25 protein-coding genes are annotated in these 24,495 nt (G+C 62.8%); 18 read left to right on the forward strand and 7 right to left on the reverse strand.

Features of this window, described 5'->3' with window-relative positions; translation table 11 throughout:
• Positions 1-196: 196 nt before the first annotated feature.
• Complete coding sequence (katG, locus tag GVL04_RS17455) at positions 197-2,431, reverse strand: catalase/peroxidase HPI (protein ID WP_159706906.1); 2,235 nt, start codon at positions 2,429-2,431, stop codon at positions 197-199.
• A 547-nt stretch (positions 2,432-2,978) separates the two neighbouring features.
• On the opposite strand from katG, the gene GVL04_RS17460 reads away from it, so the two are divergent.
• The 9 genes from GVL04_RS17460 (at position 2,979) to GVL04_RS17500 (ending at position 10,625) form a co-directional block, all read left to right on the forward strand.
• Positions 2,979-3,455 carry an MSMEG_3727 family PQQ-associated protein gene (locus GVL04_RS17460; RefSeq protein WP_159706908.1) on the forward strand — a complete coding sequence of 159 codons (477 nt, stop codon included), beginning with the start codon at positions 2,979-2,981 and terminating at the stop codon, positions 3,453-3,455.
• A gap of 13 nt (positions 3,456-3,468) precedes the next feature.
• A complete protein-coding gene (locus GVL04_RS17465) occupies positions 3,469-5,154 on the forward strand; it encodes a PQQ-dependent dehydrogenase, methanol/ethanol family (RefSeq protein ID WP_159706910.1) in 1,686 nt (561 codons plus the stop codon).
• A gap of 43 nt (positions 5,155-5,197) precedes the next feature.
• On the forward strand, positions 5,198-5,293 hold the full coding sequence (pqqA, locus tag GVL04_RS17470; protein WP_159706912.1) for a pyrroloquinoline quinone precursor peptide PqqA: 96 nt from the start codon (positions 5,198-5,200) through the stop codon (positions 5,291-5,293).
• Positions 5,294-5,369: 76 nt separating this feature from the next.
• The gene (gene pqqB, locus GVL04_RS17475; protein ID WP_159707000.1) at positions 5,370-6,263 is read left to right on the forward strand and encodes a pyrroloquinoline quinone biosynthesis protein PqqB; all 894 of its coding nucleotides are present in this window, start codon (positions 5,370-5,372) and stop codon (positions 6,261-6,263) included.
• Positions 6,264-6,272: 9 nt separating this feature from the next.
• Positions 6,273-6,965, forward strand: coding sequence for a pyrroloquinoline-quinone synthase PqqC (gene pqqC, locus GVL04_RS17480; RefSeq protein WP_159706914.1), 693 nt, complete (start codon positions 6,273-6,275; stop codon positions 6,963-6,965).
• Complete coding sequence (gene pqqD / locus GVL04_RS17485; protein WP_159706916.1) at positions 6,952-7,230, forward strand: pyrroloquinoline quinone biosynthesis peptide chaperone PqqD; 279 nt, start codon at positions 6,952-6,954, stop codon at positions 7,228-7,230. The genes pqqC and pqqD overlap by 14 nt, the downstream gene beginning before the upstream one ends.
• Positions 7,223-8,392: a pyrroloquinoline quinone biosynthesis protein PqqE gene (pqqE, locus tag GVL04_RS17490; RefSeq protein ID WP_159706918.1), complete on the forward strand. Its 1,170-nt coding sequence runs from the start codon at positions 7,223-7,225 to the stop codon at positions 8,390-8,392. The genes pqqD and pqqE overlap by 8 nt, the downstream gene beginning before the upstream one ends.
• Positions 8,392-8,937: a manganese efflux pump gene (locus GVL04_RS17495; protein ID WP_159706920.1), complete on the forward strand. Its 546-nt coding sequence runs from the start codon at positions 8,392-8,394 to the stop codon at positions 8,935-8,937. The genes pqqE and GVL04_RS17495 overlap by 1 nt, the downstream gene beginning before the upstream one ends.
• 275 nt (positions 8,938-9,212) lie before the next feature.
• Positions 9,213-10,625, forward strand: a complete 1,413-nt coding sequence (locus GVL04_RS17500; RefSeq protein ID WP_159706922.1) for an aminopeptidase C — start codon at positions 9,213-9,215, stop codon at positions 10,623-10,625.
• Between the two features lie 24 nt (positions 10,626-10,649).
• Here GVL04_RS17500 and GVL04_RS17505 read toward each other — a convergent pair whose 3' ends face one another.
• Entirely contained in the window at positions 10,650-11,348 is a 699-nt protein-coding gene (locus GVL04_RS17505; RefSeq protein WP_159706924.1) for a response regulator transcription factor, read from the reverse strand.
• Positions 11,349-11,609: 261 nt separating this feature from the next.
• On the opposite strand from GVL04_RS17505, the gene GVL04_RS17510 reads away from it, so the two are divergent.
• From GVL04_RS17510 to GVL04_RS17540, 7 genes are all read left to right on the forward strand, one after another.
• Positions 11,610-12,344, forward strand: coding sequence for a permease (locus GVL04_RS17510; protein WP_159706926.1), 735 nt, complete (start codon positions 11,610-11,612; stop codon positions 12,342-12,344).
• A 166-nt stretch (positions 12,345-12,510) separates the two neighbouring features.
• Complete coding sequence (locus tag GVL04_RS17515; RefSeq protein WP_159706928.1) at positions 12,511-13,110, forward strand: FABP family protein; 600 nt, start codon at positions 12,511-12,513, stop codon at positions 13,108-13,110.
• Positions 13,111-13,161: 51 nt separating this feature from the next.
• Positions 13,162-13,884: a flavodoxin family protein gene (locus GVL04_RS17520; RefSeq protein WP_159706930.1), complete on the forward strand. Its 723-nt coding sequence runs from the start codon at positions 13,162-13,164 to the stop codon at positions 13,882-13,884.
• 55 nt (positions 13,885-13,939) lie between these two features.
• Entirely contained in the window at positions 13,940-15,025 is a 1,086-nt protein-coding gene (locus GVL04_RS17525) for a folate-binding protein YgfZ (protein WP_159706932.1), read from the forward strand.
• Positions 15,022-15,450: an ankyrin repeat domain-containing protein gene (locus GVL04_RS17530; protein ID WP_159706934.1), complete on the forward strand. Its 429-nt coding sequence runs from the start codon at positions 15,022-15,024 to the stop codon at positions 15,448-15,450. The genes GVL04_RS17525 and GVL04_RS17530 overlap by 4 nt, the downstream gene beginning before the upstream one ends.
• 112 nt (positions 15,451-15,562) lie before the next feature.
• The gene (locus GVL04_RS17535) at positions 15,563-16,192 is read left to right on the forward strand and encodes a PadR family transcriptional regulator (RefSeq protein WP_159706936.1); all 630 of its coding nucleotides are present in this window, start codon (positions 15,563-15,565) and stop codon (positions 16,190-16,192) included.
• Positions 16,176-17,726, forward strand: a complete 1,551-nt coding sequence (locus GVL04_RS17540; protein ID WP_159706938.1) for a DHA2 family efflux MFS transporter permease subunit — start codon at positions 16,176-16,178, stop codon at positions 17,724-17,726. Before GVL04_RS17535 ends, GVL04_RS17540 begins: the two co-directional genes overlap by 17 nt.
• Positions 17,727-17,775: 49 nt before the next feature.
• Here the strand turns inward: GVL04_RS17540 and GVL04_RS17545 are convergent, their stop codons facing one another.
• The 5 genes from GVL04_RS17545 to GVL04_RS17565 all read right to left on the reverse strand — a co-directional run bounded on the left by GVL04_RS17545 (position 17,776) and on the right by GVL04_RS17565 (position 21,998).
• On the reverse strand, positions 17,776-18,525 hold the full coding sequence (locus GVL04_RS17545; protein WP_159706940.1) for a GNAT family N-acetyltransferase: 750 nt from the start codon (positions 18,523-18,525) through the stop codon (positions 17,776-17,778).
• A gap of 9 nt (positions 18,526-18,534) precedes the next feature.
• On the reverse strand, positions 18,535-19,560 hold the full coding sequence (locus tag GVL04_RS17550) for an ATP-dependent 6-phosphofructokinase (protein ID WP_159706941.1): 1,026 nt from the start codon (positions 19,558-19,560) through the stop codon (positions 18,535-18,537).
• A gap of 194 nt (positions 19,561-19,754) precedes the next feature.
• The gene (locus GVL04_RS17555; protein WP_026539791.1) at positions 19,755-20,003 is read right to left on the reverse strand and encodes a PspC domain-containing protein; all 249 of its coding nucleotides are present in this window, start codon (positions 20,001-20,003) and stop codon (positions 19,755-19,757) included.
• Between the two features lie 31 nt (positions 20,004-20,034).
• Positions 20,035-20,436 carry a hypothetical protein gene (locus tag GVL04_RS17560; RefSeq protein WP_159706943.1) on the reverse strand — a complete coding sequence of 134 codons (402 nt, stop codon included), beginning with the start codon at positions 20,434-20,436 and terminating at the stop codon, positions 20,035-20,037.
• Between the two features lie 2 nt (positions 20,437-20,438).
• Complete coding sequence (locus GVL04_RS17565) at positions 20,439-21,998, reverse strand: PspC domain-containing protein (protein ID WP_200846889.1); 1,560 nt, start codon at positions 21,996-21,998, stop codon at positions 20,439-20,441.
• 125 nt (positions 21,999-22,123) lie between these two features.
• On the opposite strand from GVL04_RS17565, the gene GVL04_RS17570 reads away from it, so the two are divergent.
• Complete coding sequence (locus GVL04_RS17570; RefSeq protein WP_159706945.1) at positions 22,124-23,740, forward strand: ATP-binding protein; 1,617 nt, start codon at positions 22,124-22,126, stop codon at positions 23,738-23,740.
• Positions 23,737-24,411: a response regulator transcription factor gene (locus tag GVL04_RS17575; RefSeq protein WP_159706947.1), complete on the forward strand. Its 675-nt coding sequence runs from the start codon at positions 23,737-23,739 to the stop codon at positions 24,409-24,411. Before GVL04_RS17570 ends, GVL04_RS17575 begins: the two co-directional genes overlap by 4 nt.
• The last annotated feature ends 84 nt before the right edge of the window (positions 24,412-24,495 follow it).

Genomic DNA, 24,495 nt, shown 5'->3' on the forward strand with positions numbered 1-24,495 from the left:
TGGAGGAGCAGCCAGTCTGTGGTGTGGGAGTCATCGCCCTGCACTCGATGCCCACACAGCGCACAGCTCTTTTCCGTGGCGGACGGCAATGGCTGCAGGTAAGCGTGCGCCGCTATCATCCGGTGGAGGATTGAGAGCATGATGCCTGCGTTCCGCCGGGTTCCGGTACCGTCGTCCTGTGGCTTTCCCGCCCTCATCAGCGGCCGAACAGATCGAGACACGTCACTTTGTGCCACACGGATAAGAAGTCGCTGACGAATTTCCCTTCCGAGTGCAGGCCCGCGTAAACCTCCGACAATGCGCGGAGTTCGGAGTTGTTTGCGAAGATCAAGTCCGTGCGGCCTGCAACCCACTTGAGCTCGCCGCTGTGCCGGTCGCGCCCCTCGTAGTCGGCCTCGGTCGCGCTGTCATCCACCCTCGGTTCCCATACGGTCCCCATGTCGAGCAGATTGACGAAGAAGTCGTTGGTCAGTTCGCCCGGCGTCGAGGTGAGTACGCCCAACGGTGATTGGCCGTGGTTGGCGCCGAGTACGCGCATCCCTCCCAGCAGCACAGTCATCTCCGGGGCGCTCAGAGTCAGTTGGCCTGCCCGCTCGATGAGGAGGACTTCCGACGGCGGCATGTTGCCTTCGCGCCGATAGCTGCGGAATCCATCCGCGCTCGGTTCCAGCACGGCAAAATGTCCGGGATCGGTCCATTCCTGCGTAGCATCAGTGCGTCCAGGGCAAAACGGGACCTCGACGTCGTGTCCGGCGCGTGCCGCAGCCAATTCCACTGCTGCGCAGCCACCAAGAACAATCAGGTCGGCACAGGAGATTTCCTTGTTGCCGCGCTGCGAGTCGTTGAACTCCTGGCGGATCTGCTCAAGAGCCTCAAGGACTGCACCCAGCGCTTCAGGCTCGTTGACCTCCCAGCTGCGCTGCGGCTCGAGGCGAATGCGGGCGCCATTCGCCCCACCGCGCTTGTCGCTGTTCCGGAACGTTGAAGCCGATGCCCAGGCCGTGCTGACCAGTTGTCCTACCGTCAGGCCCGCTTCGAGCAATCGGCTCTTCAGTTTGGCGATGTCGACGGCATCGACGAGTTCGTGCCCTACCTCAGGAAGCGGGTCCTGCCAGATCATGGGTTCAGTTGGCACGAGTGGCCCCAGGTAGCGCTGGCGCGGGCCCATATCGATGTGGGTGAGCTTAAACCAGGCCCGGGCGAAGGCAGCGGCGAAGAGGTCCGGATCCACCAGGAATCGCCGCGCAATCTCTTCATACGCTGGATCCTCGCGCAATGCGAGGTCCGTGGTGAGCACAGTGGGTACGTGCGACTTGGACGGGTCGTGGGCATCCGGGACGGTGCCTGCACCTTCACCATTGCTGGGGATCCACTGCCACAGCCCGGCGGGGCTGAGTGTCACCGCCCAGTCATAGCCGAACAGTACTTCCAGGAAGCTGTTGTCCCACTGGGTTGGGGTAGGGGTCCAGATTCCTTCGAGCCCGCTGGTAGTGGTGTCGCCTTTGTTGCCCGTACCGAAGCGGCTAGCCCAGCCCAAGCCTTGGCTTTCAGGCGGAGCGGCATCGGGCTCAGGCCCAAGGCTGGAGCCAGGATCGGCCGCTCCGTGCGTCTTGCCGAAAGTATGCCCGCCGGCAATGAGCGCTACGGTCTCCTCGTCGTCCAAGCCCATGCGACGGGATGTCTGGCGGATATCGCGTGCGGCACCGAGAGGATCTGGAACGGTCGCCGGACCCTGCGGGTCGACGTAAACCAGTCCCATTTCGCTGGCCGCCAGGGGCTCGTGGAGTTCCCGGATGCCGCTGTGCCGTTCGTCGGCGAGCCACCTGTCCTCCGGCCCCCAGTACGTCTGGTCCGCGACCCAGACTTCTTCGCGGCCACCGCCAAAACCGAGGGTGGCGAAACCCATGGTCTCCAAGGCACGGTTACCTGCGAATATCATCAGATCAGCCCAGGAGATCTTTTGGCCATACTTTCTTTTCACAGGCCACAGGAGCCGGCGCGCTTTATCCAGGTTGCGGTTATCAGGCCAACCATTCAAGGGCGCGAAGCGCTGCATTCCCGCGCCTGCTCCACCCCTCCCGTCACCAACGCGGTAGGTTCCGGCGCTGTGCCAAGCCATACGCAACATCAATGGGCCGTAATGTCCGAAGTCGGCGGGCCACCAGTCCTGGGATGTCGTCAATACCTGGTCCACGTCCCGTGCCAGCGCTCCGAGGTCCAAAGAGAGAAATTCCTGGGCGTAATCGAAGTCCGCACCCAGTGGACTGCTACCCCGGCCCGGACGAGCCAAGACGCTGAGGTCGAGGCTTCGCGGCAAACCGCCTTGCCCGTTCCCTCCGGTTAAGGGGCATTTCCGATGGTTGGGGGACCGGCGCGCTTCAACGGTCTGGTTGTACGTCCGGTCGACGTGGGCGTCAGGGTTTCCGGCCATGGATACTCCTTCAGGCGAGTTTCAAGGGACCCAGAGTGTATTTTGGGCGTCCGATGAGGTATATGAAGCGCCGCGACAGGCGGCTTCATTGTTGTCCGCCTACACCGGCCAATTGGGAAATAACCGTATGCCCGGTCAAACCGCTCGGCCAGACACTGCCGCTCTGTTCCCGCGAACCACCGCTTAGCCGCCTCCATCCACCGTTCAGCCAGCATCGACTGCTTCCGGCCGCAGCGATGGATGACGGGGAAACGACGGAGGAAACCCAACGCCATCCTCGGGGTGAGACACCAGCAAACACCGGGTGGTCATCTGGCTTTGAGGCTTGGACGGGTGCTGGATTTGGCGGCGAGCGGTGGCTTTTGGTGTGCCCAACGGCAGGTTCCGCGGGTGCAGCGGTGGTCTCTGGCCGCGTGGTTTCGGTCGGCATACGGTTGACTCCCAGTTGGCTCGGATGAGCGAGCGAGCTCTGGAGCGGACTGTGAATATGCCCGCAGTGCCGGAGGTTCGCGTTCAACGGTTGTGATTCACGAGGAGGTGATGTCTGGTGACGATTGCTGAAGAACAAATTACTGAAGAGCGGTCAGAGATGCTGGCCAGACTTGGTTTGGACGGGCAGAACAAAGCGTCCATGGGTCGGGTGTTGGCCACCGGTTCCATCGCAGAAGCGACGGAGCGTGCTGACGGCACTATGGAGGCGACCATCCGGATCAAGGAAGACGAGGTCTGCTGGGAGCCGGCCATCCTGGTCCTGCCGCATGGCGGTGATCTCGAGCTGACGGTCATCAATGATGACAAGAACACCCATGCCTGCCTGCTGCCGAGTAATGGCGACCAAAAGTTCCTGTGGCTGGTGAACCATTCGAGGGGCCGGGCGACAGTGCGGCTGGATGGCCCGGGCTACTACTGGTACAGCTCGCCGGGAGGCAACGACGAAGGGCGAGGTCTCACAGCCGCGATCGTCGTGCAGGGAGAAGTACCCCCCGAAGCCCGCCTGGATCGCCCCAGCCAACCCCGCCCCTAGAAAGGACTGAACGATGACTGTTGAATATGTGGACGCCGGCGAGGCTGTCAACCACAGTGCGTTGAGCAGCATGCCGGGGATCGCGCCCGCGGTGACAAACGGCATCGATTACGAACGCCTCTTGAACGCGCGTTCGGAATCGCAGAACTGGCTGACCTACTACGGTGCTTATGACGGACAGCGCTACAGCTTGCTGGACCAGATCAATACAGGGAATGTGAGCAAGCTCAGCCCTGCCTGGATCTTCCAAGCCGGGCAGTCCGGTCAGATGGCCGCTACGTCGACCTACGCGTTCGAGGCCTGCCCACTGGTCGTCGATGGCGTCATGTACGTCACCGGCTGGGACGGGTCGTTCTGGGCTCTTGACGCGGTGACGGGCAAGGAGCTCTGGCGCTACAAGCATGCGGTGCCATTCGATGTTTCGCTCTGTTGCAGCAATGTCAACCGAGGCTGTGCAGTGGCTAACGGGAAGGTCTTTTTTGTGACTCCGAACGCCCAGTTGCTGGCGTTGGACGCAACCAACGGTGACGTGGTGTGGCAGAAGACCATCGGAGACGTGCGCGCCGGTGAGAGTGCCTCGATTGCTCCGACGGTCATCAAGGACACGCTCATCACCGGCAGCGCCGGCGGAGAATTCGGCGTCCGAGGCCACATCGATTGCTGGGACCTGGAAACCGGCGAGCAGCGCTGGCGGACGTATACGGTGCCCAAGCCCGGCGAACCTGGCTCGGAGACCTGGCCCGCTGACGGCGAGGCCTGGCAGCGCGGTGGTGGGAACCACTGGGTTACAGGAACTTATGACCCGGAGCTGAACCTCTACTACGCAGGCACCGGCAACCCGGCTCCGGACTTCGATGGCGGGGTCCGCGAGGGTGACAACCTCTACACCGACAGTGTCGTCGCCATGGATGTCGACACTGGCGAAATCAAGTGGCACTACCAGTTCACTCCGCACGACCTGTGGGATTACGACTCCACGATGGAGATGACTCTGTTCGAACGCGACGGCAAAAAATTGCTGGGCCATTTCGACAAGAACGGCTATTTCTTCGTCCTGGACCGGACCAACGGCGAGCTGCAGCACGTAACTCCCTTTGTGGACCGGATCGACTGGGGTGTCATCACCCGGGATGGAAAAGTAACGCCGCGGAAATACCCCGACAAAGAAGGCGAACCGGTCCACTTCTACCCGGGACCGGCCGGCGCGAAGGAATGGACACACGCTGCCTACAGCCAGAAGACAGAGCTGTTTTATGTGCCAGTGGCCGACGTCGGTGCTACCGCGACCCGTCGGCGGCGGGAGTTCAAGGAAGGCATCCCGTACTGGGGCGCTGGTGTTCAAGTGGACATCGACGACATGGCTGGATCGGTCAGTGCGTTCGACACCTACGGTGAAGAGAAATGGCGCTGGCGCATCGATTACCCCATGGCCGCGTCTGTGCTGGCCACGGCGGGGGACCTGGTGTTCGCCGGCACCCCGACCGGTGAGTTCGTAGCGCTTGACGCCCGCACGGGTGAAAAACTCTGGGAATTCCAATGCGGCAGCGGCCACCACAGCAGCTGCTCGACCTACAGCGTGGACGGCAAGCAGTTCGTCGTGGTCCCTGTCGGCTGGGGTGGATGGCTCGAAGGCATCGTTCCCGGACTCCTCGGCCAAGGCCATGGCAGTGCTGTGATCGCGTTCGCGCTGCCCGACTGAATCCTGCCCTGCCAACCCATCCATAGACGAAAGGAGAAGGAACATGACTGTTGAAAACAAGATGAAGAGCTGGGAAGCTCCCACACTCGCGGAAATCCGCGTGTCCGCAGAAGTAACCGCCTACGTAGCCACCAAGTAAGCGGAGCCGGTGGGGTGCAGGGGTCTGACCGGCCCCTGCACCCCACCGGTGCTGCAACGAAAAGAGCGTGATAGTCATGTGGGTAAGGGTCCTGGGGTCAGCAGCCGGAGGAGGGTTTCCGCAATGGAACTGTTCCTGCCCGCAATGCCGTGCGGCACGGACTGGAAGCCGCCACTGCCTCCCGCGCACTCAATCCTCCATCGCAGTGAGCGCGGATAAACAGGAGTGGTTCCTGATAAACGCCTCGCCGGACACCCAATCACACATTGGGTCCCTTCCCGGTTTGCATACCGGGGACGGCAGTGCACTTCGGCCTCGTGCCGTGCTCCTCACTGATGCCGAACTTGACCATACCGTCGGTCTGCTCCTTCTGCGGGAAGGGCGAGGACTTGAGGTGCACGCCACGGCGTCGATGTACCAGACGCTCACCACCGGAACAGGCCTGCTGCGGACGCTCGAATCATACTGTCCAGTCCAATGGGTGCCCGTAGTCCCCGGCAGCGATGTGGCTCTCGGCCAGAGTTTGTCTTATTCCGCGTTCGATGTCCCCACCACCAAGCGGATGCGCTTCGCAGGGGCCGCCGCGGAGGGGCGCGTGGTGGGCTACAGGGTTACAGACACCACTACTGGCAGGAGTTTGGTCTACCTGCCGTGTGTGCAGGAGCTGACGTCCGACATCCTTGGGGAATTGTCTGGATCCGCCGTCTTGTTAGTGGACGGCACATTCTGGCGTGACGACGAAATGCCCAGTCTTGGCCTGTCTACCAGGACCTCGCGTGACATGGGCCATGTACCCATCCATGGGCCGGGGGGCAGCCTCGGGCTGCTGGCGCCGCTGTCGGTTGATCGCAAGATCTACATCCATATCAACAACACCAATCCGATCTTGCTCCACGACTCCATGGAGCGTCGGTGCCTGGACCGCCATGGCATGGAAGTCGCCGTGGACGGGATGGAACTAGAGATTTAAGGAGCAAAGATGACGGCAGTACTGACCCCCGATGAGCTTGAAGAAGCACTCCGCGCCCATGCCAAGCAATACCACAGCGAGCACTCCTTCCACCGCCGGATGAACGAAGGACAGTCCAGCCCCGAGGAGATCCGCGGGTGGGTTGCAAACCGCTTCTACTATCAGGCGAACATCCCAAGGAAGGACGGGGCGATTCTCAGCAATTGTCCGGACAGTGAGGTCCGGCGTCGTTGGGTCCAACGCGTCATAGACCACGACGGTACGTCCGAGGGAACCGGCGGCATCGAATCGTGGCTTCGTCTGGGTGAAGCTGTTGGCCTGACACGCAAGGAGGTCGAGGACAGCAGGCATCTCCTCCCCGGAGTGCGCTTCGCCGTGGACGCCTATGTCACCTTTGCACGTACCCGGCCCTGGGTTGAGGCCGTGGCATCCTCCCTGACCGAGTTGTTCGCACCCAACCTGATGGCGGAGCGCCTCGCAGCCTTCGAGCGGCACTACACATGGATCAGCCCGGAGGGCCTGGCTTACTTTCGAGCTCGTATTACGCAGGCGCCCAGGGACTCGGATCACGGCCTTGAGGTCGTCCGGAAGCACTGTGTCACCCACGAAACGCAGGCGGCAGCGATGGCGGCCCTGTCCTTTAAGTGCGATGTGCTCTGGAGCATGCTCGATGCGATGGAGCAGGGTTTTGGAAACCATTGACGACGCCTGGCGGCCTCGCTTGGCACCGCACGTGCGGATGGTCTTCAACACCGCGCGCGGAGAGTACGCGCTGCTCTCGCCGGAAACGGTATGGGCCATTAATCCCACCGGCGCCTCGATCGTGGAGCTGTGCGACTCGCGACGGACCGTTGGAGAGATCGTGAGCGAGCTGCGAAGCCGATACGAACACGTCGCCGACGACGACGTTCGACACTTCGTGGCCGAACTCGTCACCAAGCATGGAATGGAGATAGACCATGGATAAGCCTTACGGACTGCTGGCGGAACTCACATATTCCTGTCCACTGCAGTGTGGCTACTGCTCAAACCCGCTTCAGCTCGACGACTACCGGGACGAACTGAGCGCCGAGGAGTGGAAACGGGTATTTACCGAAGCCGCTGGGCTCGGCGTTCTTCAGCTGCACCTTTCGGGCGGTGAGCCACTGCAACGCCACGACATTGTCGATTTGGTGCAGTGCGCCAGCCAGCTTGGCCTGTACACGAACCTGATCACCAGTGGTCTTGGCCTGTCCACCCGGCGTGCGGAACAACTGCGCGATGCGGGCCTGGACCATGTGCAACTCAGCATCCAGGCCGATGAGCAAGCCGCATCAGACCACATCGCCGGGACCATTTCGTTCCAACGCAAGCAGGTGGCAGCACGCCTCGTGAAGAAGCTGGGGTGGCCCCTGACCCTGAACGTCGTGCTTCATCGGCAGAACATCGACAGGATCGGCGGGATCATCGGGATGGCAGAAGCAATGGAAGCCGATCGCGTTGAGCTGGCAAACACCCAATATGCCGGCTGGGCGGGCCCTAATCAGCCGGAGTTGCTGCCCACCGAGGACCAGCTGGCCCGCGCGGAGGTGGTGGTGAACGAGGCCCGGGAACGGCTCGGGGATCGGATGGAGATCATTTATGTCATTCCCGATTACTACAGCGAATACCCCAAGCCATGCATGGACGGCTGGGCCAGCCGCCAGTTCACCGTGGTGCCCAACGGCGAGGCGCTGCCTTGTCCGGCGGCCCATGAGTTGGCCCGCGGACTCGGATTGCCTCCTGCCAACGTGCGTGATCACTCTTTGGAGTGGATCTGGGAGAAGTCGCCCTTGTTTCAGCAGTTCCGCGGCGACGCTTGGATGCCTGATCCTTGCCGCAGCTGTGAGCGGAAGGAGATCGATTTCGGCGGCTGTCGTTGCCAGGCCTTTGCCCTTACTGGTGACGCTTCCAGGACCGACCCCGTCTGCCATTTGTCTCCCGACCATGGGCTGGTTGAGGCGGCGGTTGCGGCCGCAAACCACCCGTTGAGGCCGGCACCTGGCCCGCTGATTCCGAGACCACAGTTGGGCCGGACCAAACGGGCTGTTGCACCGGCACCGAAAGGCATTCCCGTAGCGCTTTCGTCGACAGTTTTGAAGGACAAGTAATGCTTGCACTCATAGGGCTTGGATTCACATTGGGTTTGGACAACTTCCGGACATCGCTGGTGCTCGGAGGACTCAAACCGACATGGCGTACGTCCCTCAGGACATCTCTGATTTTCGGAGTGTGGGACGGCGTGGCGCCGGTGGTCGGCATTCTTATCGGTTCCTACCTGACCACCGAGCTGGAGGAACCAGCCGAGATGATTGGGGCGGCAGGCCTCGCGGCATACGGCCTATGGATCATTATCAAGGCGCTCCGGTCCCCGGAGCATGCCGACCTGGATATGAAGACGGCCAGGCGCTGGCTGCCCATACCGCTGAGCCTGGATAACGTGGCCGCCGGCGCGGCGCTGGGTCTTGCTGGCTATTCACCATGGCTTGCGCCCATCTTGTTCGCTGTAACAACCTTTGTGATGTCCTTGCTTGGGCATCAGCTCGGCCGCACGATTGCCAATTTCATTCCCCGCATCCGCACTGATCTGCTCACCGGGATCCTCTTCATGGTGCTTGCGGGCCTGTGGGTGTTTGGTGTGGACACGGAGTCATGACTGAGCAGAATGCGGAACAGATAGAGCGCAGCCTGGCCCGACCACCTTGCTACCGCTGCGGCGAGGCTTACACGGCCTTGGATGCCGGCAAGCACACAGAGCCAATCTCCTGCAACGTTTGTCCACGCTGCAAGATGATGCCGGCCTGTTACACGTGCCGGAACATGTACTGCGGGTGCGAAGTGCACCAGTAATGACGCCTGGAGCTTTCCTATGCCACAACCGAATGCCTCGGATGACCATGTCCGTGGGCAGCAGCAGAGAGATAAATCCACATGAACAGCATCGTCTGCCGGCCGCTGGAGCTCCCGTTGGGTGTTCCAGCGAGGTCGGAAGGTTTGCCCGAACCCACAACCCCCACAGAAGCGCGCCTGACCACCGGGCAGTTGGCCGCCCTGCACGGGTCCTTCGTGGCGGACGCTGTCTTGAGGCAGAAGCAAAACGCCATAGTCCGCGTCAGCGTCGATGAGCTCGCCATTGATCACCAGCTGGCAACGTCCATGTCCAGGACAGTTTCGAACCGCATTGATGATTGGAAGGTCACAAACCAGAAGAAGTCCGGCCGGTGCTGGCTCTTCGCGGCATTGAACCTGCTGCGGGTGGGGGCAAAAGAGAAACTGGGCATCAAAGAGTTCGAGTTTTCGCAGAACTACGCAATGTATTTCGACAAGCTGGAACGAGCCAACTACTTCCTGGAGTCCATGGTGGAAACCGCCGGACGCAGCGAGGACGACCGTCTTGTGCAATACCTGCTGCAGACCGTCCTGGGCGACGGCGGGCAATGGAACATGGCCGTGAACATCTTCCGCAAGTATGGGGCCGTGCCCAAGGCCGCGATGCCGGAGACGGAGTCCTCCTCCAACACAGGGCGCATGAACGCGGTCCTGCGCTCCCTTCTGCGCCGGGGAGCGATGGACTTACGCCGTCTTGACTCCGACGGCGACACAGCCGGGCAGAAAGAAACAAAAGCCCGGATCATCGCCGATGTCCACCGGATCCTTACCCTTCACCTCGGCACCCCGCCGAGCAGTGTTGACTGGGAATACACCGATGACTCGAAGTCCTTCCATCGGGTGGGAAGCCTGACTCCGCAGGAATTCCTGGCTCGGTTCAGCACGATCAATCTTGATGACTACGTGTGCCTGGTGGACGACCCCCGGAGAGAACATCCCAAGGGGACTGTCTTGACGGTGGAACACCTGGGCAATGTGGTGGGCGCGGATCCGGTGCTTTACCTCAATGTGGATATCTCCCTGGCCAAGCAATTGGCCAGGGACGCGATCCTGGACGGAGAGCCGGTCTGGTTCGGCTGCGACGTTGGTCCGCAGATGGTCCGTAAAGACGGAATTTGGAACGCACGTCTGTTTGACTATGCGAGCCTCTACGATGCAGAGCTCTCCATGGGCAAGGAGGAGCGGGTCCGCTTTGGCGAGTCGGCGATGACCCATGCCATGCTGCTGACCGGCGTCGACGTATTTGAAGGCAGGACGCGCCGTTGGCGAGTGGAGAACAGTTGGGGCGACGAAATCGGCGACCAAGGCTTTTTCACCATGGCCGACAACTGGTTCGACGAATATGTTTTCGAGGTGGTGGTCAACAAATCGCGGGTGTCCCCGGAGCTGCGGCGGGCGTTGAACGCGGCACCTCTGGTGCTGCCGGCATGGGACCCCATGGGGGCGTTGGCCTAGGCCCGAGTGGTGTAGCGGAATCCCTTAGGCTTCAGAGAGCTGATCGTCAGGGAGCCGGACAAGGGTGAGCCTGTAGCCCACGTTTCGGACAGTGCTGATCAAGTTTTCGTGGTCCACGCCAAGCTTGGCGCGAAGCCGCCGGATGTGGACGTCCACGGTACGGGTACCACCGTAGTAGTCGTAGCCCCAGACTTCGGTGAGCAACTGCTGGCGGGTAAACACGCGGCCCGGGTGCTGTGCCAGGTACTTCAGGAGTTCGAACTCCTTGAAAGTCAGGTTCAGTGGTTGGCCGCTGACCCGTGCGGTATAGCTCGCTTCGTCAATAACGACGCCGGCTGCCCGGATCTCCGTCTGCGTTTCCTCTTCGCCCGGAACGGCCCGCGCCATGGCCAGGCGGATGCGCGCTTCCACCTCTGCCGGACCGGCGGAGTCCAGGACAATGTCGTCCACGGCCCATGCTGACGAAACGGCAGCCATGCCGCCTTCTGTGAGGATCAGCATGAGGGGCGCGCTCAGGCCGGTGGCCTTCAGCAATTGAGTCAATGAGCGGGCGCCCACCAGATCCTTGCGGGCATCCAGGAATACGATGTCCGTGGGATCGGTTTCGAGTAATGCGGTGGGCTCTGCCGGGAGGATGTGCACACGGTGGTTCAGCAACTCCAAGGCAGGCAAAATGTCCACCGATGAGCCGGTGCTGTTCGTCAGGAGCAGGATGTGCGACATAGTTCCTCCAATGGGCTGTACGCGCATCATCGGGCGTCGAAACCGGAATCTCACCGGTCGGTCACAGCGCATTGGCAACCTCTGCCCGTTGTAACGGGATCAAGGCCAATACAGTGCGCCGTTGAAGTCTGAGTATACCCACCAGTGCCCTGCGACACATGGATTCGTGACGGGCTGGCACCGGAATTACGACATATTGGGCCGGCATAAGGCAGGATTGTCGAGAGGTCGTAGGGCGCATCGGATTGAGGTCGGCACACAGTGAAGTCTTGGAGCATCGGGGTATTCGGACTCGTGGCGCTCGCAGCCATCGTGGCCAGCACCTTCGTTTCCCGGGAAGCCATGGTGGGCGTTGGCATCGCGGCGTCCGCGGCCGTGGGCATTGGCTGGCCACATTTCCTTGGCGTCCCGGCGAAAAAGACGTTGGCGTCCGTCATTGGGCTGGCCGGCGCAGGATCGGCCGTGACTGCCGCCTACCTGCCTGCTCCTGGATTCCTGGACGGAACGCCTGCTTTTGTTGCCTTGGGCGTGATGGCGGTGTTCGTGGTTCAACTCGTGCGGGGCACGGGCCAGGCCCAGCGACTGGAATCAACACTCGGATGCAGCGCAGGCGTACTGCTCAATTGCCTTGGCGCAGGCTGGATTGCCAGCGCCCGGTTCAACGGAGTCAAGGAAATGGTCCTGGTGGCCGGCCTCAGCGCAGCAGTGGCACTGCTGGTGGGAATCATCCGTTGGCCGGACCGCATCGTCGCTCCCTTGGGCGTTATTATGGCTGGCCTCATGGGTCCGTTGGCTGGCCTGGTATTTTCGGATATCGCGGTGCTTCCCGCGGCTTTGGTGGGCGTCGTGGTCGGCTCGGTCCTGGTGTGCTTCCGGCGAATGACTACTCTCCGGCGAGGGCGGCTTAACATTCCTGCGGCCGTGGGCATGGGCGTGGCCCCTGTCTGGGCCGTGGGCGCCTTGGCGTACTTCATAGACAAACTACTCATCTACTAGCGGTTAGGATTGCATCATGTCTGTACTCGCATTTGAAATCTTCTTCCTCGTTCTCCTTGGCCTGGCCAGCGTTGCCATGGCCTGGTTTGCAGGATTTGTCGTTTACCGCCTTTTCCAGGGCCAGAAGTAAATCTTCTGATCCTGCAGTCCACGCAAGGTAGTCGTTGTGCCTATTGAGATCCCAACAGACCTGACGCCTGAACTCGTCCCGCTTTCCTGGCTCATTGGTGAGTGGGAGGGCCGCGGCCGGCTCGGCAGCGGTGACGAGGATTCGGAGCATTTCATCCAGCATGCCTCCTTCACCCATAACGGTCTTCCGTACTTGCAGTACCGGGCCGAAACCTGGCTCGCTGACGACGCCGGTACAAAGCTGCGTCCGCTGACGGTTGAGACTGGTTTCTGGGCTTTGGAGCGAAAGCTCCAGGAGGGCGACGGCGGCCCCGGGCTGATCCCGGCCGATATCGTTCCGGTGCTCAAGACGGCCGATGACGTTGAGGAGCGCCGCAATGAGGACGGTGGCTTCGACATCTCTGTGTCGATTGCCCACCCCGGCGGCATTACCGAGCTCTATTACGGCCAGATCAAGGGCCCGCAGATCCAACTGAGCACCGACATGGTGATGCGCGGAAGCCACTCCAAGGAGTACACCGCGGCCACCCGGATTTTCGGCTTGGTTGACGGCAACCTCCTGTGGCGCTGGGACGTTGCTGCCAGCGGCAAGTCACTCGAAGCCCACGCCTCGGCGTTCCTCCATAAGGTGTCCTGACCTCGAGGCCTCACTTTTCGTTCCGCACGCAACCAGCTAAAGGAGCAGATAGTGAATAACCACCTCAAGCCCGAGGGCTACGAGGGTCTCAAGGCCGTCTTTTTCAATGGCACGCTGAAACCGTCGCCTCAGCTCAGCAACACTGATGGCCTGATCAGGATCAGCCGCGACATCATGGAGAAGCAGGGTGTCACCACCAAGCTTGTGCGGACCGTCGACCACGACATCGCCAGTGGTGTTTATCCGGATATGCGCGAGCACGGCTGGAAGACGGACGAATGGCCGGAGATCTATCCGGATGTCCGCGACGCCGACATCGTGGTGATCGCAGGTCCCATCTGGTTGGGCGACAACTCGTCCCAGACCAAGAAACTCATTGAACGGCTGTACGCACATTCCGGTGAGCTGAACAGCAACGGCCAATGGGCGTTTTATCCGAAGGTTGGCGGTTGCCTCATCACCGGCAACGAGGACGGCATCAAGCACTGTTCCATGAACGTGCTGTACAGCCTCCAACACATCGGCTTCACCATCCCGCCGCAGGCCGACGCCGGATGGATTGGTCCAGTGGGTCCGGGGCCCAGTTATCTGGACGAGGGATCTGGTGGTCCGGAGAGTGATTTTACTAACAGAAATACGACCTTCATGACGTGGAACCTGCTCCACATGGCCAAGCTCCTGCGCGACGCAGGTGGCATTCCTGCCTACGGCAACCTGCCGGAGGAGTGGAAAGCGGGAACCCGATTTGATTTCGAAAACCCGGAATACCGCTGAACTGAAATATTGCCACACCCGGAATACCGCTGAGCCCCAAGGACTTCTACTACATATGACTTACAAGAGCCCTCTGTTGTCGCGCCCTGGCGCCGTCGAGGACACCGGCCTGGACGCCGGCGTCGCTGCCCACTACGGCGAGCCGCTGCGTGAGCAGCGCGCCTTGGCGACCGGTACCGCCGTCGTCGACCTTTCGCACCGCGGTGTGGTGACGGTATCCGGACCGGACCGGCTGAGCTGGCTCAACACGCTGTCCTCGCAGCAGCTCACCAACCTGCAGCCCGGTGTTGCCAGTGAACTGCTGATGCTGAGCGTCCAAGGCCGTATCGAGTTTGATGCCCGGGTGATTGACGACGGCGACACCACGTGGCTGATCGTGGAGACCGCGGAAGCGGCGCCCTTGGCCGAGTGGCTGAACAAGATGAAGTTCATGCTCCGTGTCGAGATCATAGATGTCTCGGAGCGGTGGGCCGTGCTGGGCTCGACCAAGCCAGTTGAGCAGCTGACTTCCCGCCTGGTCTGGGAGGATCCATGGCCCCGTGTCAGCCCGGGCGGCTATGCCTACAGCATCGTCCCGGAGGAGTCGCACCCGGGACTTGAACGTCCCTGGTTCGAATACCTGGTCCCGGCGGCCGAACTGGAAAGCGCCGTGGAAGGTCTTCCGTTGGCAGGTTCACTGGCGGCAGATGCCCTGCGGATTGCGGCGTGGCGACCCCGCCTCGGTGCCGAGACGGACGAGAAGACGATTCCTCACGAGCTGGATCTCCTCCGGACTTCGGTGCACCTGAACAAGGGGTGCTACAAGGGCCAGGAAACCGTTGCCCGGGTGCACAACCTCGGGCACCCGCCGCGCCGTCTTGTCTTCCTGCAGTTGGACGGTTCCCAGCACACACTTCCCGCCGTTGGCAGTGTTGTATTTGCCGGGGAACGCAAGGTGGGTACTCTGACATCGGTGGCGCAGCACTTCGAAATGGGACCCGTGGCGTTGGCCGTGGTTAAGCGGTCCGTTTCTGCGGAGGAAACCCTGACGGTGATGGACGGCGAGGAGCCTTACGTCGCTGCCCAGGAAGTGATCGTCGCCCCCGACGCCGGCCAGGTCGTCGGGCGCCAGACCGGATTCCTGAAGGGACCCCACCGATGAGCCAACTGAACCAGCCTGTAGGTTCCGAGCCCACAAGCCCCGATGCAGGCGCCGACGAGGAAACGTTGGCACTAGCCCACGCCCTGTTCGATGCCGCCCGCGAAGGCAATACCGAATTGCTGCGCGGGTATTTGGCCGCCGGGGCACCCGCCACGCTGACCAATGCTGCTGGTGATTCCCTGCTGATGCTCGCCGCCTACCATGGGCACGAGGAAGCCGTGCAGCTGATCCTCCACCACGGTGCAGATGCCAATGCCGTCAACGACCGCGGCCAGACTCCCCTCGCAGGGGCTGTCTTCAAGGGATACACGGGCGTGGCCCGGGTGCTGCTGGACGCAGGGGCGGACCCCGACGCCGGAACCCCGTCGGCGCGCGAGGCTGCGGCCATGTTTGCCCGGTCAGAGATTTTGGCGCTCCTGGGCTGACGACACTATTCGCCGGGTAAGCCCGGTCGCTGAGGCGGCCGGGCTTACTTGCGCCCTTATATTCCACGTGGAATAGTTGTAGTGGAATATATGACATGGAGAGGGGTGTGGTGTGCCCAAAGCTGCCGATCTGACGCCGCTTGGCGTCGCATCCCTTGCACTCCTGGCAGAAGAACCCATGCATCCGTACGAGATGTACCAGTTGCTGATGGCCCGCCACGAAGACAGGCTGGTTAAAGTACGTCCCGGTACGCTCTACCACGCCGTCGGCCGGCTGGAGGAAAGCGGATTCGTCGAGGCAACAGGAACCGAACGGGAAGGCAATCGCCCCGAACGGACCACGTATCGGATCACGTCCGCCGGGCACGAAGCGCTCGACGCCCGGCTCCAAGCCATGCTGTCTACCCCTGTCAACGAATACCCGCTCTTTCCACACGCCATTGCCGAGGCGCATCACCTCCCTGCGGCCGTGGTGATGGAACTCCTGGAGGAACGGCTGGTGGCGCTAAGTGCCGACCTCGACTTCCTTGTCCATGCTGAGGCTGCTGTGACGGCCAAAGGGCTGGACCGCAAATACTGGATAGACATCACGTACCAACAAGCCATGCGCCGAACGGAGATCGCGTGGATCCGCGGCCTCCTTGAGGAGTTGGGCAACGGGCAGCTGCCCTGGGACGAACCCCTGCCAACTCCCTCCGAACTTTCAAACAAGCCAAAGGAATCCCTTGGAAAACGTAGCTAAGCCGTGGCCCGCGCTGTGGTCACTCGTGGTGGGCTTCTTCATGATCCTCATCGACACCACCATTGTGTCTGTCGCGAATCCGCGGATCATGGAGGGCCTCAACACGGACATCAACGCCGTCATCTGGGTCACCAGCGCCTACTTGCTGGCCTATGCCGTGCCACTGCTGATCACCGGCAGGCTGGGGGACCGGTTCGGTCCCAAGAACCTCTACTTGATCGGCCTGGTAGTCTTCACGCTGGCATCGTTGTGGTGCGGCCTCTCCGGTGACGTCACTATGTTGATCGCCGCCCGAGCCGTCCAGGGCCTCGGAGCCGCCATGATGACTCCGCAGACCATGGCCGTGATCACGCGCATCTTCCCACCGGACCGCCGCGGTGCTGCCATGGGCCTGTGGGGAGCCACTGCAGGTATGGCCGTGCTGGTGGGCCCGATCCTCGGCGGCGTGCTGGTGGACAGCCTGGGCTGGGAGTGGATCTTCTTCGTCAACGTGCCCATCGGCATCGTAGCCTTCATCCTGGTGACCCGTTTCGTTCCGAAACTGACCACGCACAGCCACACGTTCGACGTCGTTGGCGTAGTGCTGTCCGCCGTCGGCATGTTCCTGCTGGTCTTCGGCATCCAGGAGGGCCAAACCTACAAGTGGGGGACTGTCACCGGCTTCATTTCGGTCTGGGGCCTGATCGTCACCGGGCTTGTGGTCCTGGTGCTCTTTGTGGTCTGGCAGTGGCTGCTTGAACGCCGTGGCGGGGAACCGTTGCTGCCCCTTGGCCTGTTCAAGGACCGCAACTTCTCGTTGGGAAACAGCACCATCATGGCTGTCGGCTTCACGGTGACGGCCTTCCCGCTTCCCACCATCTTCTATTACCAGACTGTGCGCGGCCTGACGCCCACCCAGTCGGCACTGCTCATGATTCCCATGGCCGTTATTTCGGGGGCGCTGGCGCCGTTCGTGGGCAAGCTCATTGATCGAGCCAACCCGCGGTACTTTGCCGCTTTCGGGCTCGTGTGCATGGCCGGAGCCCTGTTCTGGACTGCGGCGTTGCTGGGACCGGACACCCCTATTTGGATGTTCCTGCTGCCCAGCGCACTGCAGGGCGTTGCCAACGCCTTCATCTGGGGACCGGTGTCCAATGCGACCACCCGCAACCTGGAGCCGCGCCAAGCCGGGGCAGGTTCGGGTGTCTTCAACACCACGCGCCAGATCGGTGCTGTCCTGGGTTCGGCGGCCATCGCTGCCCTGATCCAGTCGCGGCTGGCCGCGGAACTGCCCGCAGCTCCTGCCGGCGCTCCGGTCGGCGAGGCGTCCATGGGCGGCGTGCTGCCGGAAGCGCTTCATGCAGGATTCTCGACGGCGATGAGCCAGTCCATCCTGTTGCCCGCCTGCGCGATCCTGCTGGGTGCAGTAGTGGCGATGTTCTTCGGCAAGCCGAAGGCCGTCAGCGGTTGGGGTGGTAACGCCGCCTCTGCTGCGAAGGCTCCGGTGTCTGAGGACTCAACTGAAAACGCAGCCCAGGACGCAGCACGAAAGTAGCCGGTCCACGGTGCTGCGAAAGCCCACCTTTGGATGGTCCGGTTCGTTTCTAGCCGAGGAGCACACTCGCGTGGAGCCCGCCCGTGGCAAAGCCAAGGCTGCGGGCCATCGCGAGTGCTCCGGTGTTGCTGACGTCGGCCTTCCATTGGAGGGTCAGGCCGGCAGCCAAGGCTTCATGCGCTGCAATGGACGCAGCCAAGGTGCCCAGGCCGCGCCGACGCCACGGCGGTGCCACCAGGACGCCCATGTTGGCCAGGATGCCTTCCCATTCGGAGTAGGCGCCGCATGCCACGGGCGTGGGCAGTTCCTCGTCCGGGTGCATGATGGTGAAACGGTGTTCGAGCCCCTGAAGCCCCACCTCATTGACGTCGTCCGGAGGGCACAGCCCTTCCAGGCTGATCGCCTCGGGGTTTCCCCGCGAGACCGTGAGGTCGTCCGAGGGTTGCTGCAGCGGCAAATCGTCAGCGAAGAACAATGCCGTTGATCCGAGTCCGTGCCCACCGTGTGAACGGGTCAGGGTCAGCAAAGTGACGTGCTGGGCGAGTTCGGTGTCGGGCAGTCCGGCGGCCGCGTCCAATGCCCACTGTGGCCCCACCAATGCCGAAACCCCGAAGAGCCTCAGGAAGACCACCGCCCGTGCAGCCTCGTCCACGAGGGTGATGCGTTGCGCTGGGTCGCCCGGGTCCGCCGACGAGTTGGTGACCCGGGCCGCAGCGGTGGCGAAAGCGTCGTCGTCGAGCCCCAAATGGCGAGCCCACGCCAGCTGGATGATGGCAGCGGACGTGGGCTCGAGAGTCATGGATTCAGCCTAGCCGAACAGCACCGACGCTTCGTCGTAGCGGTGCTGGGGCACGGTCTTGAGCTTGCCGAGGGCTTCCTCGAAGCCCACGTGGGAGATGTCAGTACCTTTCAGGGCCACCATGGTGCCCCAGCGGCCATCCACTACGGAGTCGATGGCGGCCATGCCCAGACGGGTTGCCAGGACGCGGTCGTAGGCGGTGGGGACGCCGCCACGCTGGATGTGGCCGAGGATCGTGGCGCGGGTTTCGATGCCCGTGCGTGCCTCGATTTCCGGGGCCAGTTGGTCGGCAATGCCACCCAGGCGGGGCCGGCCGAAGGTGTCCAGGCCGCGTTCGGAGTGCGGCGATTCCATGTGCTCGGGAACGAAACCTTCAGCAACTACCACCAGCGGAGCACGGCCACGGTCGTGGGCTTCCTGGACCCATTCGGTGATCTCCTCGATGCTGACCTTCTGCTCCGGGATAAGGATGGCGTGCGCACCGGCCGCCATGCCCGCGTGCAGCGCGATCCAGCCGACGTGGCGGCCCATGACTTCGGCGATCATGCAACGGTGGTGGGACTCGCCGGTGGTGCGGAGCCGGTCGATGGCCTCCGTGGCAATCTGGACTGCCGTGTCGAAGCCGAAGGTGTAGTCCGTGGCGTCGAGGTCGTTGTCCACGGTCTTGGGGACGCCGACGATTTTCAGGCCGGCATCGGTGAGCCGCTTGGCTGCAGCGAGGGTTCCTTCGCCGCCGATAGCGATAATGGCGTCAATGCCCAACCGTTCCATATGGGCCTTTATGACATCCGGGCCACCGCCGTTTTCGAACGGGTTGGTGCGGGAGGTTCCCAGAATGGTGCCACCCTGCTTGGCAATACCGCGGACCATGGTGCGGGGGATGTCGATGACGTCGCCTTCAACCACACCACGCCAGCCGTCACGGAAGCCAACAAACTCCTGGCCGTGGATGGCAATGCCCTTGAGGACTGCTCCCCGGATCACTGCGTTGAGGCCGGGGCAGTCGCCACCGCTGGTAAGAATGCCAATTTTCATGTTTGCTCACTCATGGCTTGGAGGAATACGTGCAGAGCGCCACGCTGAGCTCCCCATGATTGTAGACGGGCATGTGGGGTGGGACACAAACGGTTACTTTTGAACCCGGCCGTGCGGTATTGGAAACCTCGCCGAAAACAAAGGAAGCGCCCCGCCAGGAGGCGGGACGCTTCGCATCGCTTTATGACCGGGAACTACCGGGAGCGCTGGCTGATGAACGACTCGAGAGCGATCTTGTTGTTCTGGTCCGGCAGGAGCAGCCAGCCCAGGATGTAGACCACGAACGCCGGCCCGGGCAGCAGGCAGAAGAGCAGGAATGCCACGCGGACGTAGGCAACGTCCACCCGGAGCTTTGCCGCAATTCCTCCGCAGATACCGCCCAACCAGCGCTGTGGTCCACGCTTCAGGCCGAAGCCCCTGACGATGCTGAAGAACTTGTCCATGGCTACAGACTTCCCTGTTGTGGTTGCTTTGTCACTTCGTGGTGGTCACTTTTTTGGAACCCTTGCGGGCCGAAAGGAGTCCTCCGACCACCAGGGCCGCTCCGGCGCCGATCATGAGGCCGATCAGCACATAGGTGCCATTCAGCGTCACCCAACCGAGCGTCGAGATGACGATCAAGGCAGCCAGTGCAATCACGATCAGACCCCACACTACGGTGCCGATACGTGCCTGCCGGGGTTCGTCGTCGTCCACGTGCTCCACCTGGAAGCTCCGCTCAAGCGGAGGGGTGAGCGGGATTTGTTCAAGGCGTGGCTTGGGCAAGGCTTCTGTTGGGCGGGTATCCCTGGGCAGGGCTTCCGTCGGATTTGTTTCCCTGGGCAGTGGGGCTGTCGGCTGGGCTTCATGCGCTTTGCCAGGCTCATTGGTGCTCATGTTCAGTTTCCTTCCTGGATGGTCACGTTGCTGAACGTGCCGTCGATCTCCACCACGAGGTTCGCTCCGGGCTTTTCGGTGTTGTAGAGGGTGGTGTCATCCTGAAGCCGCCCGCCGCGGTCGGCGCCGCGTTCATTGAGGTTGCCGAATGTCATGTCCGCCCTGACTTCCACCGGGACGTCGTCGGGAATGATGACCGTGACGTTGCTGGCGGTAGCGTCAACGGGAATCGTGACCTCGGAGATCAACGGCGGAGTGAGGTTCATTTCGCTCAAGTCGAGCTGGCCCTTGGCACCGGTGACGTTAATACCAAGGCGTGCCTGTTCCAGGCTGGTTGGCGCCCAGGTCACGTCGTGGAAAGTGAAGCGGTCTCCGTCCCTGGGGATCACGTTGAAGATGCCGCCGATGATCAGGGCAACCACTGCGAGGAAACCAAGGAACCCTGACGTGCGGCCACGCAGACCCGCAACGAGGATGCCCAGGCCCAGGATGGCAGCGCCGGTGGCCCAGACCACGGCGTTGGCGGAGCTGCCCAAGTCAATGACATTGCCGGCGTCGAGCGCTTTCAAGGTACCGCCGGCCAGCAATGCAGCGCCGGCAGAGACTGCCACGATCGCAGGTCCCGGGCCCTTGCGCTTGGGGGCGGCAGGCTTTGGCTGCCAGCCTTGCGGGGGAGTGGGGCCGTACGGCGGACGGGGACCGGACGGGCCTGACGGCGGAACTGGCTGGGCGCCGTAGCCGCCGGTGGGGTTGGGCCGTCCCTGGTGCTTGGTGCCTGGTGCGGCTGGACCATAAACAGGCACGCCAGTGTTGCTCGTAGCCGTCGCCCCATAGGCGGTAGGCGTCCCGTAGGAAGTCGGTGTCCCGTGGGAGGTCGGTGCCCCGTAGGCGGCTTGACCCGGTGCCGCGGAGTAGTTCTGCTGGCTCACGGGCGGACTTCCTTTCGAGGCTTTGCTGCGTTGGACCAGGAAGTAGATGAGGTAGAAGACGCCGCCCATCCAGAAAAGGGTCCAGAACAGGCCGGGAAGACCATCCCAACCCCAGCCCCAGAATCCGCGGCCCAGGCTCGGCAGCCCGATGATGCTGGTGGTCAACGCACCCGTCATGCCTCCGGACCAGCGGCCCGCGACAGCTTCCTGGACGTGGATGCGGCCATCCGGCTCGGGCAGGAGCGCCCAGGCAATGCCGTACAGCAGCACGCCCACACCGGCAAAGAGTGCCAGGACGATGAAGATGCCCCTCACAATCAGGGGGTCGATGCCGACGCGGTGGGCTACACCGCTTGCTACGCCGCCGATCCAGCGGTCCGGCCCACGGCGGATGCCTTGGCTGCGGATCCAGTCGAAGAAGTTCTGCTGGGAGCCGGTCGGTGCGTCACCGGCCGGTGGGTAGCTGCCGGCGGCGGGACCAGTCCCCGCAGAAGCGCCGGCAGTAGGCTCTCCCGGTGCCCCGGAAGCGGAACCGGCAGCGCCGGTGGGAGCGCCGGTGGCGGCGCCGGAGCCGGAGCTGCCTGCAGTGCCTGGCGTTCCGGGTTCCTCTGGATTCATGCTGTTCGCGTTCATACTTCGATCCTGCCGCCCGGCCTCCCCTTCCCTCTACTGGGGGATACCCTGAATGATCCCTGAGGGACCCCCGAACAACGCTGGTTTCCGGTCCGGGTCACCCTGATCCGTGTTTGGATTGGTACATGACAACCGCCGTAGAACGCCCCGTGCTGGTCCGCAGCAGCGACCGCATGATCGCGGGCGTCTGCAGCGGACTGGCCGATCACTTGGGTTGGCCGGTCAAGTTCGTCCGCCTTGGCATGATCCTTGCCTGTTTCGCCGGCGGGGCAGGCGTGGCCTTCTATGCATGGCTGTGGACCATGGTTCCTACCGCGGATGAGAACGCCAAGCGCAATGCCCGCCGGCCGGCGTCGCCCATTGCTCCTGCGGTGAGCCTGCCGCCTGCATCGGCACCCATTGGTGGGTCCGCTGGTGTGTCCGCACCCAGCTTTGGAGGTGCTCGGGCGCCTAAAGCGTACGACGCCGGGCCCTCGCCGTTGGCGGCCGGCCTCCCTCCGGTCCATGGTTCTGTCCCCCGCGGCGGCGTTGTCCCTCCCCGCGGTCCGGCCCGAGGCAGCAGTTCCGTCCCGGGCTCCGGTTCGGTTCCTCCCGCTCAGCCTGCAGCGTTTGGCAGCGCCTCTTCCTCCTGGAACTGGGCCGGCAGTGGCGCTGAGAATTCGTTGGCGTCGTGGTTCTCTTTCCGGCGGATCCAGTACGGCAAGGAAATCCTGCTGGGCGCGGCTCTTCTCCTGGTGGCGGCCATACTGATCGCCCGCCAGTTCGGCGTCGACGTTCCTTTGGGTACCCTCATTCCGGCGGCAGCCATCCTGGGTGGTGCGGCGATCGCCTGGATGCAGCTTGACGAAACCCGCAGGGCCGGCCTGGTGGACAAGACCAAGGCCGACCAAGCCGGCGGATGGGTCCGCCTCGCGGCAGGCCTGGCGTTGGTGGTGGCAGGGGTGCTGGTGATGGTGTCCGGTTCGGGATCATGGGAACAGACTTGGCTGGCGTTGCTGGCGTCCGTGGCCGTCCTGGGCGGCGTCGCCTTGGTCCTGCTGCCCTGGGGCCTCAAGTTTTGGAAGGACCTGGAAACTGAGCGGGCAGGCCGAATCCGCGAAACTGAGCGCGCTGAGATCGCGGCCCATTTGCACGACTCCGTACTCCAGACCCTGGCACTCATCCAGCGCAGGGCCGGTTCCGAGCAGGACGTGGTCCGGCTGGCCAGGGCGCAGGAGCGCGAACTCCGGGCCTGGCTCTTCAGCGATGCCGCCAAGGAATCAGGCCTCCTGGCCGAGCGCATCAAGGCCGTCGCGGCAGAAGTGGAAGACTCCCACGGCCATGCGGTGGAGGTGGTGACTGTCGGCGATACCGACATGACGGACCGGCATGAGGCCATGGTGCAGGCAGCGCGGGAAGCGATGCTCAACGCCGCACGGCATGGCGGCGGAACGGTGTCCGTATATTTGGAGAGTACCGCCGGCAGTACGGAGATCTTCATCAAGGACCGGGGCCCCGGTTTCGATCCCGATGCTGTCCCGGACGACAGGTTGGGCGTCAAGGAATCGATCATTGGCCGCATGAAGCGGCACGGCGGCACTGCAACCATCAACAGCAGCGACGACGGCACTGAAGTCCGTCTGACGCTGCCGTCCGCCAATGGCGACGTGGGCGAACAACGGAACAATGAAGCCCGGAACAATGAAGCCCGGAACAATGAAGCCCGGAACAACGAATCGCGGAATGGAGAAGCGAAGCAATGAACACCAACCCCGACGGTGGTCCAGGACGCAGCGTGCGTGTGGTCATCGTGGATGACCACACGATTTTCCGGTCCGGGCTGAAGGCCGATCTCGACGCCCGCATGAATGTCGTCGGCGAAGCCGGGACTGTGGAACAGGCAATTGCCGTCATTGCCGAAGCCCGTCCGGAGGTGGTGCTCTTGGACGTCCACCTCCCAGGTGGACTGGGCGGTGGCGGCCGGGAGGTCATTGCCGGATCGGCCGCGCTGCTGGGCACCACCAGCTTCCTGGCGCTCAGTGTCTCCGACGCAGCGGAGGACGTGGTCTCCGTGATCCGTGCCGGTGCACGTGGCTATGTCACTAAGACCATTTCCGGCAAGGAGATCTCCGACGCTGTGATCCGGGTAGCCGATGGCGATGCCGTGTTCTCGCCGCGGCTGGCGGGCTTCGTGCTGGATGCCTTCGGGACCGCTCCGGCGGACATAGCGGACGACGAACTGGACAAACTCTCTGCCCGCGAACTCGAAGTCATGCGGCTCATCGCACGGGGTTACAGCTACAAGGAAGTCGCCAAGGAGTTGTTCATCTCCATCAAGACCGTGGAAACGCACGTCTCCGCAGTCCTCAGGAAGCTCCAGCTCTCCAGCCGCCACGAACTCACCAAGTGGGCGGCCGAGCGCCGCCTCCTCTGACGCTCTCTCACGTCCCGCCCGGTTTTCCCGATCGCTCTCTCACGTTCCGCCCCTTAAACGGAAACGCTCTTCCACCTGTCATGG

It is taken from the genome of Arthrobacter sp. 18067, from assembly GCF_902706295.1.
In the GTDB taxonomy this organism is placed as follows: domain Bacteria; phylum Actinomycetota; class Actinomycetes; order Actinomycetales; family Micrococcaceae; genus Arthrobacter.

Bases quoted from the DNA above. Each gene is read 5' to 3' on its own strand.
- katG (WP_159706906.1), bottom strand. From the start codon at position 2,431: ATGGCCGGAAACCCTGACGCCCACGTCGACCGGACGTACAACCAGACC.
- GVL04_RS17465 (WP_159706910.1), top strand. From the start codon at position 3,469: ATGACTGTTGAATATGTGGACGCCGGCGAGGCTGTCAACCACAGTGCG.
- pqqA (WP_159706912.1), top strand. From the start codon at position 5,198: ATGACTGTTGAAAACAAGATGAAGAGCTGGGAAGCTCCCACACTCGCG.
- pqqB (WP_159707000.1), top strand. From the start codon at position 5,370: ATGTGGGTAAGGGTCCTGGGGTCAGCAGCCGGAGGAGGGTTTCCGCAA.
- pqqC (WP_159706914.1), top strand. From the start codon at position 6,273: ATGACGGCAGTACTGACCCCCGATGAGCTTGAAGAAGCACTCCGCGCC.
- pqqE (WP_159706918.1), top strand. From the start codon at position 7,223: ATGGATAAGCCTTACGGACTGCTGGCGGAACTCACATATTCCTGTCCA.
- GVL04_RS17495 (WP_159706920.1), top strand. From the start codon at position 8,392: ATGCTTGCACTCATAGGGCTTGGATTCACATTGGGTTTGGACAACTTC.
- GVL04_RS17500 (WP_159706922.1), top strand. From the start codon at position 9,213: ATGAACAGCATCGTCTGCCGGCCGCTGGAGCTCCCGTTGGGTGTTCCA.
- GVL04_RS17505 (WP_159706924.1), bottom strand. From the start codon at position 11,348: ATGTCGCACATCCTGCTCCTGACGAACAGCACCGGCTCATCGGTGGAC.
- GVL04_RS17525 (WP_159706932.1), top strand. From the start codon at position 13,940: ATGACTTACAAGAGCCCTCTGTTGTCGCGCCCTGGCGCCGTCGAGGAC.
- GVL04_RS17530 (WP_159706934.1), top strand. From the start codon at position 15,022: ATGAGCCAACTGAACCAGCCTGTAGGTTCCGAGCCCACAAGCCCCGAT.
- GVL04_RS17545 (WP_159706940.1), bottom strand. From the start codon at position 18,525: ATGACTCTCGAGCCCACGTCCGCTGCCATCATCCAGCTGGCGTGGGCT.
- GVL04_RS17550 (WP_159706941.1), bottom strand. From the start codon at position 19,560: ATGAAAATTGGCATTCTTACCAGCGGTGGCGACTGCCCCGGCCTCAAC.
- GVL04_RS17555 (WP_026539791.1), bottom strand. From the start codon at position 20,003: ATGGACAAGTTCTTCAGCATCGTCAGGGGCTTCGGCCTGAAGCGTGGA.
- GVL04_RS17560 (WP_159706943.1), bottom strand. From the start codon at position 20,436: ATGAGCACCAATGAGCCTGGCAAAGCGCATGAAGCCCAGCCGACAGCC.
- GVL04_RS17565 (WP_200846889.1), bottom strand. From the start codon at position 21,998: ATGAACGCGAACAGCATGAATCCAGAGGAACCCGGAACGCCAGGCACT.
- GVL04_RS17570 (WP_159706945.1), top strand. From the start codon at position 22,124: ATGACAACCGCCGTAGAACGCCCCGTGCTGGTCCGCAGCAGCGACCGC.
- GVL04_RS17575 (WP_159706947.1), top strand. From the start codon at position 23,737: ATGAACACCAACCCCGACGGTGGTCCAGGACGCAGCGTGCGTGTGGTC.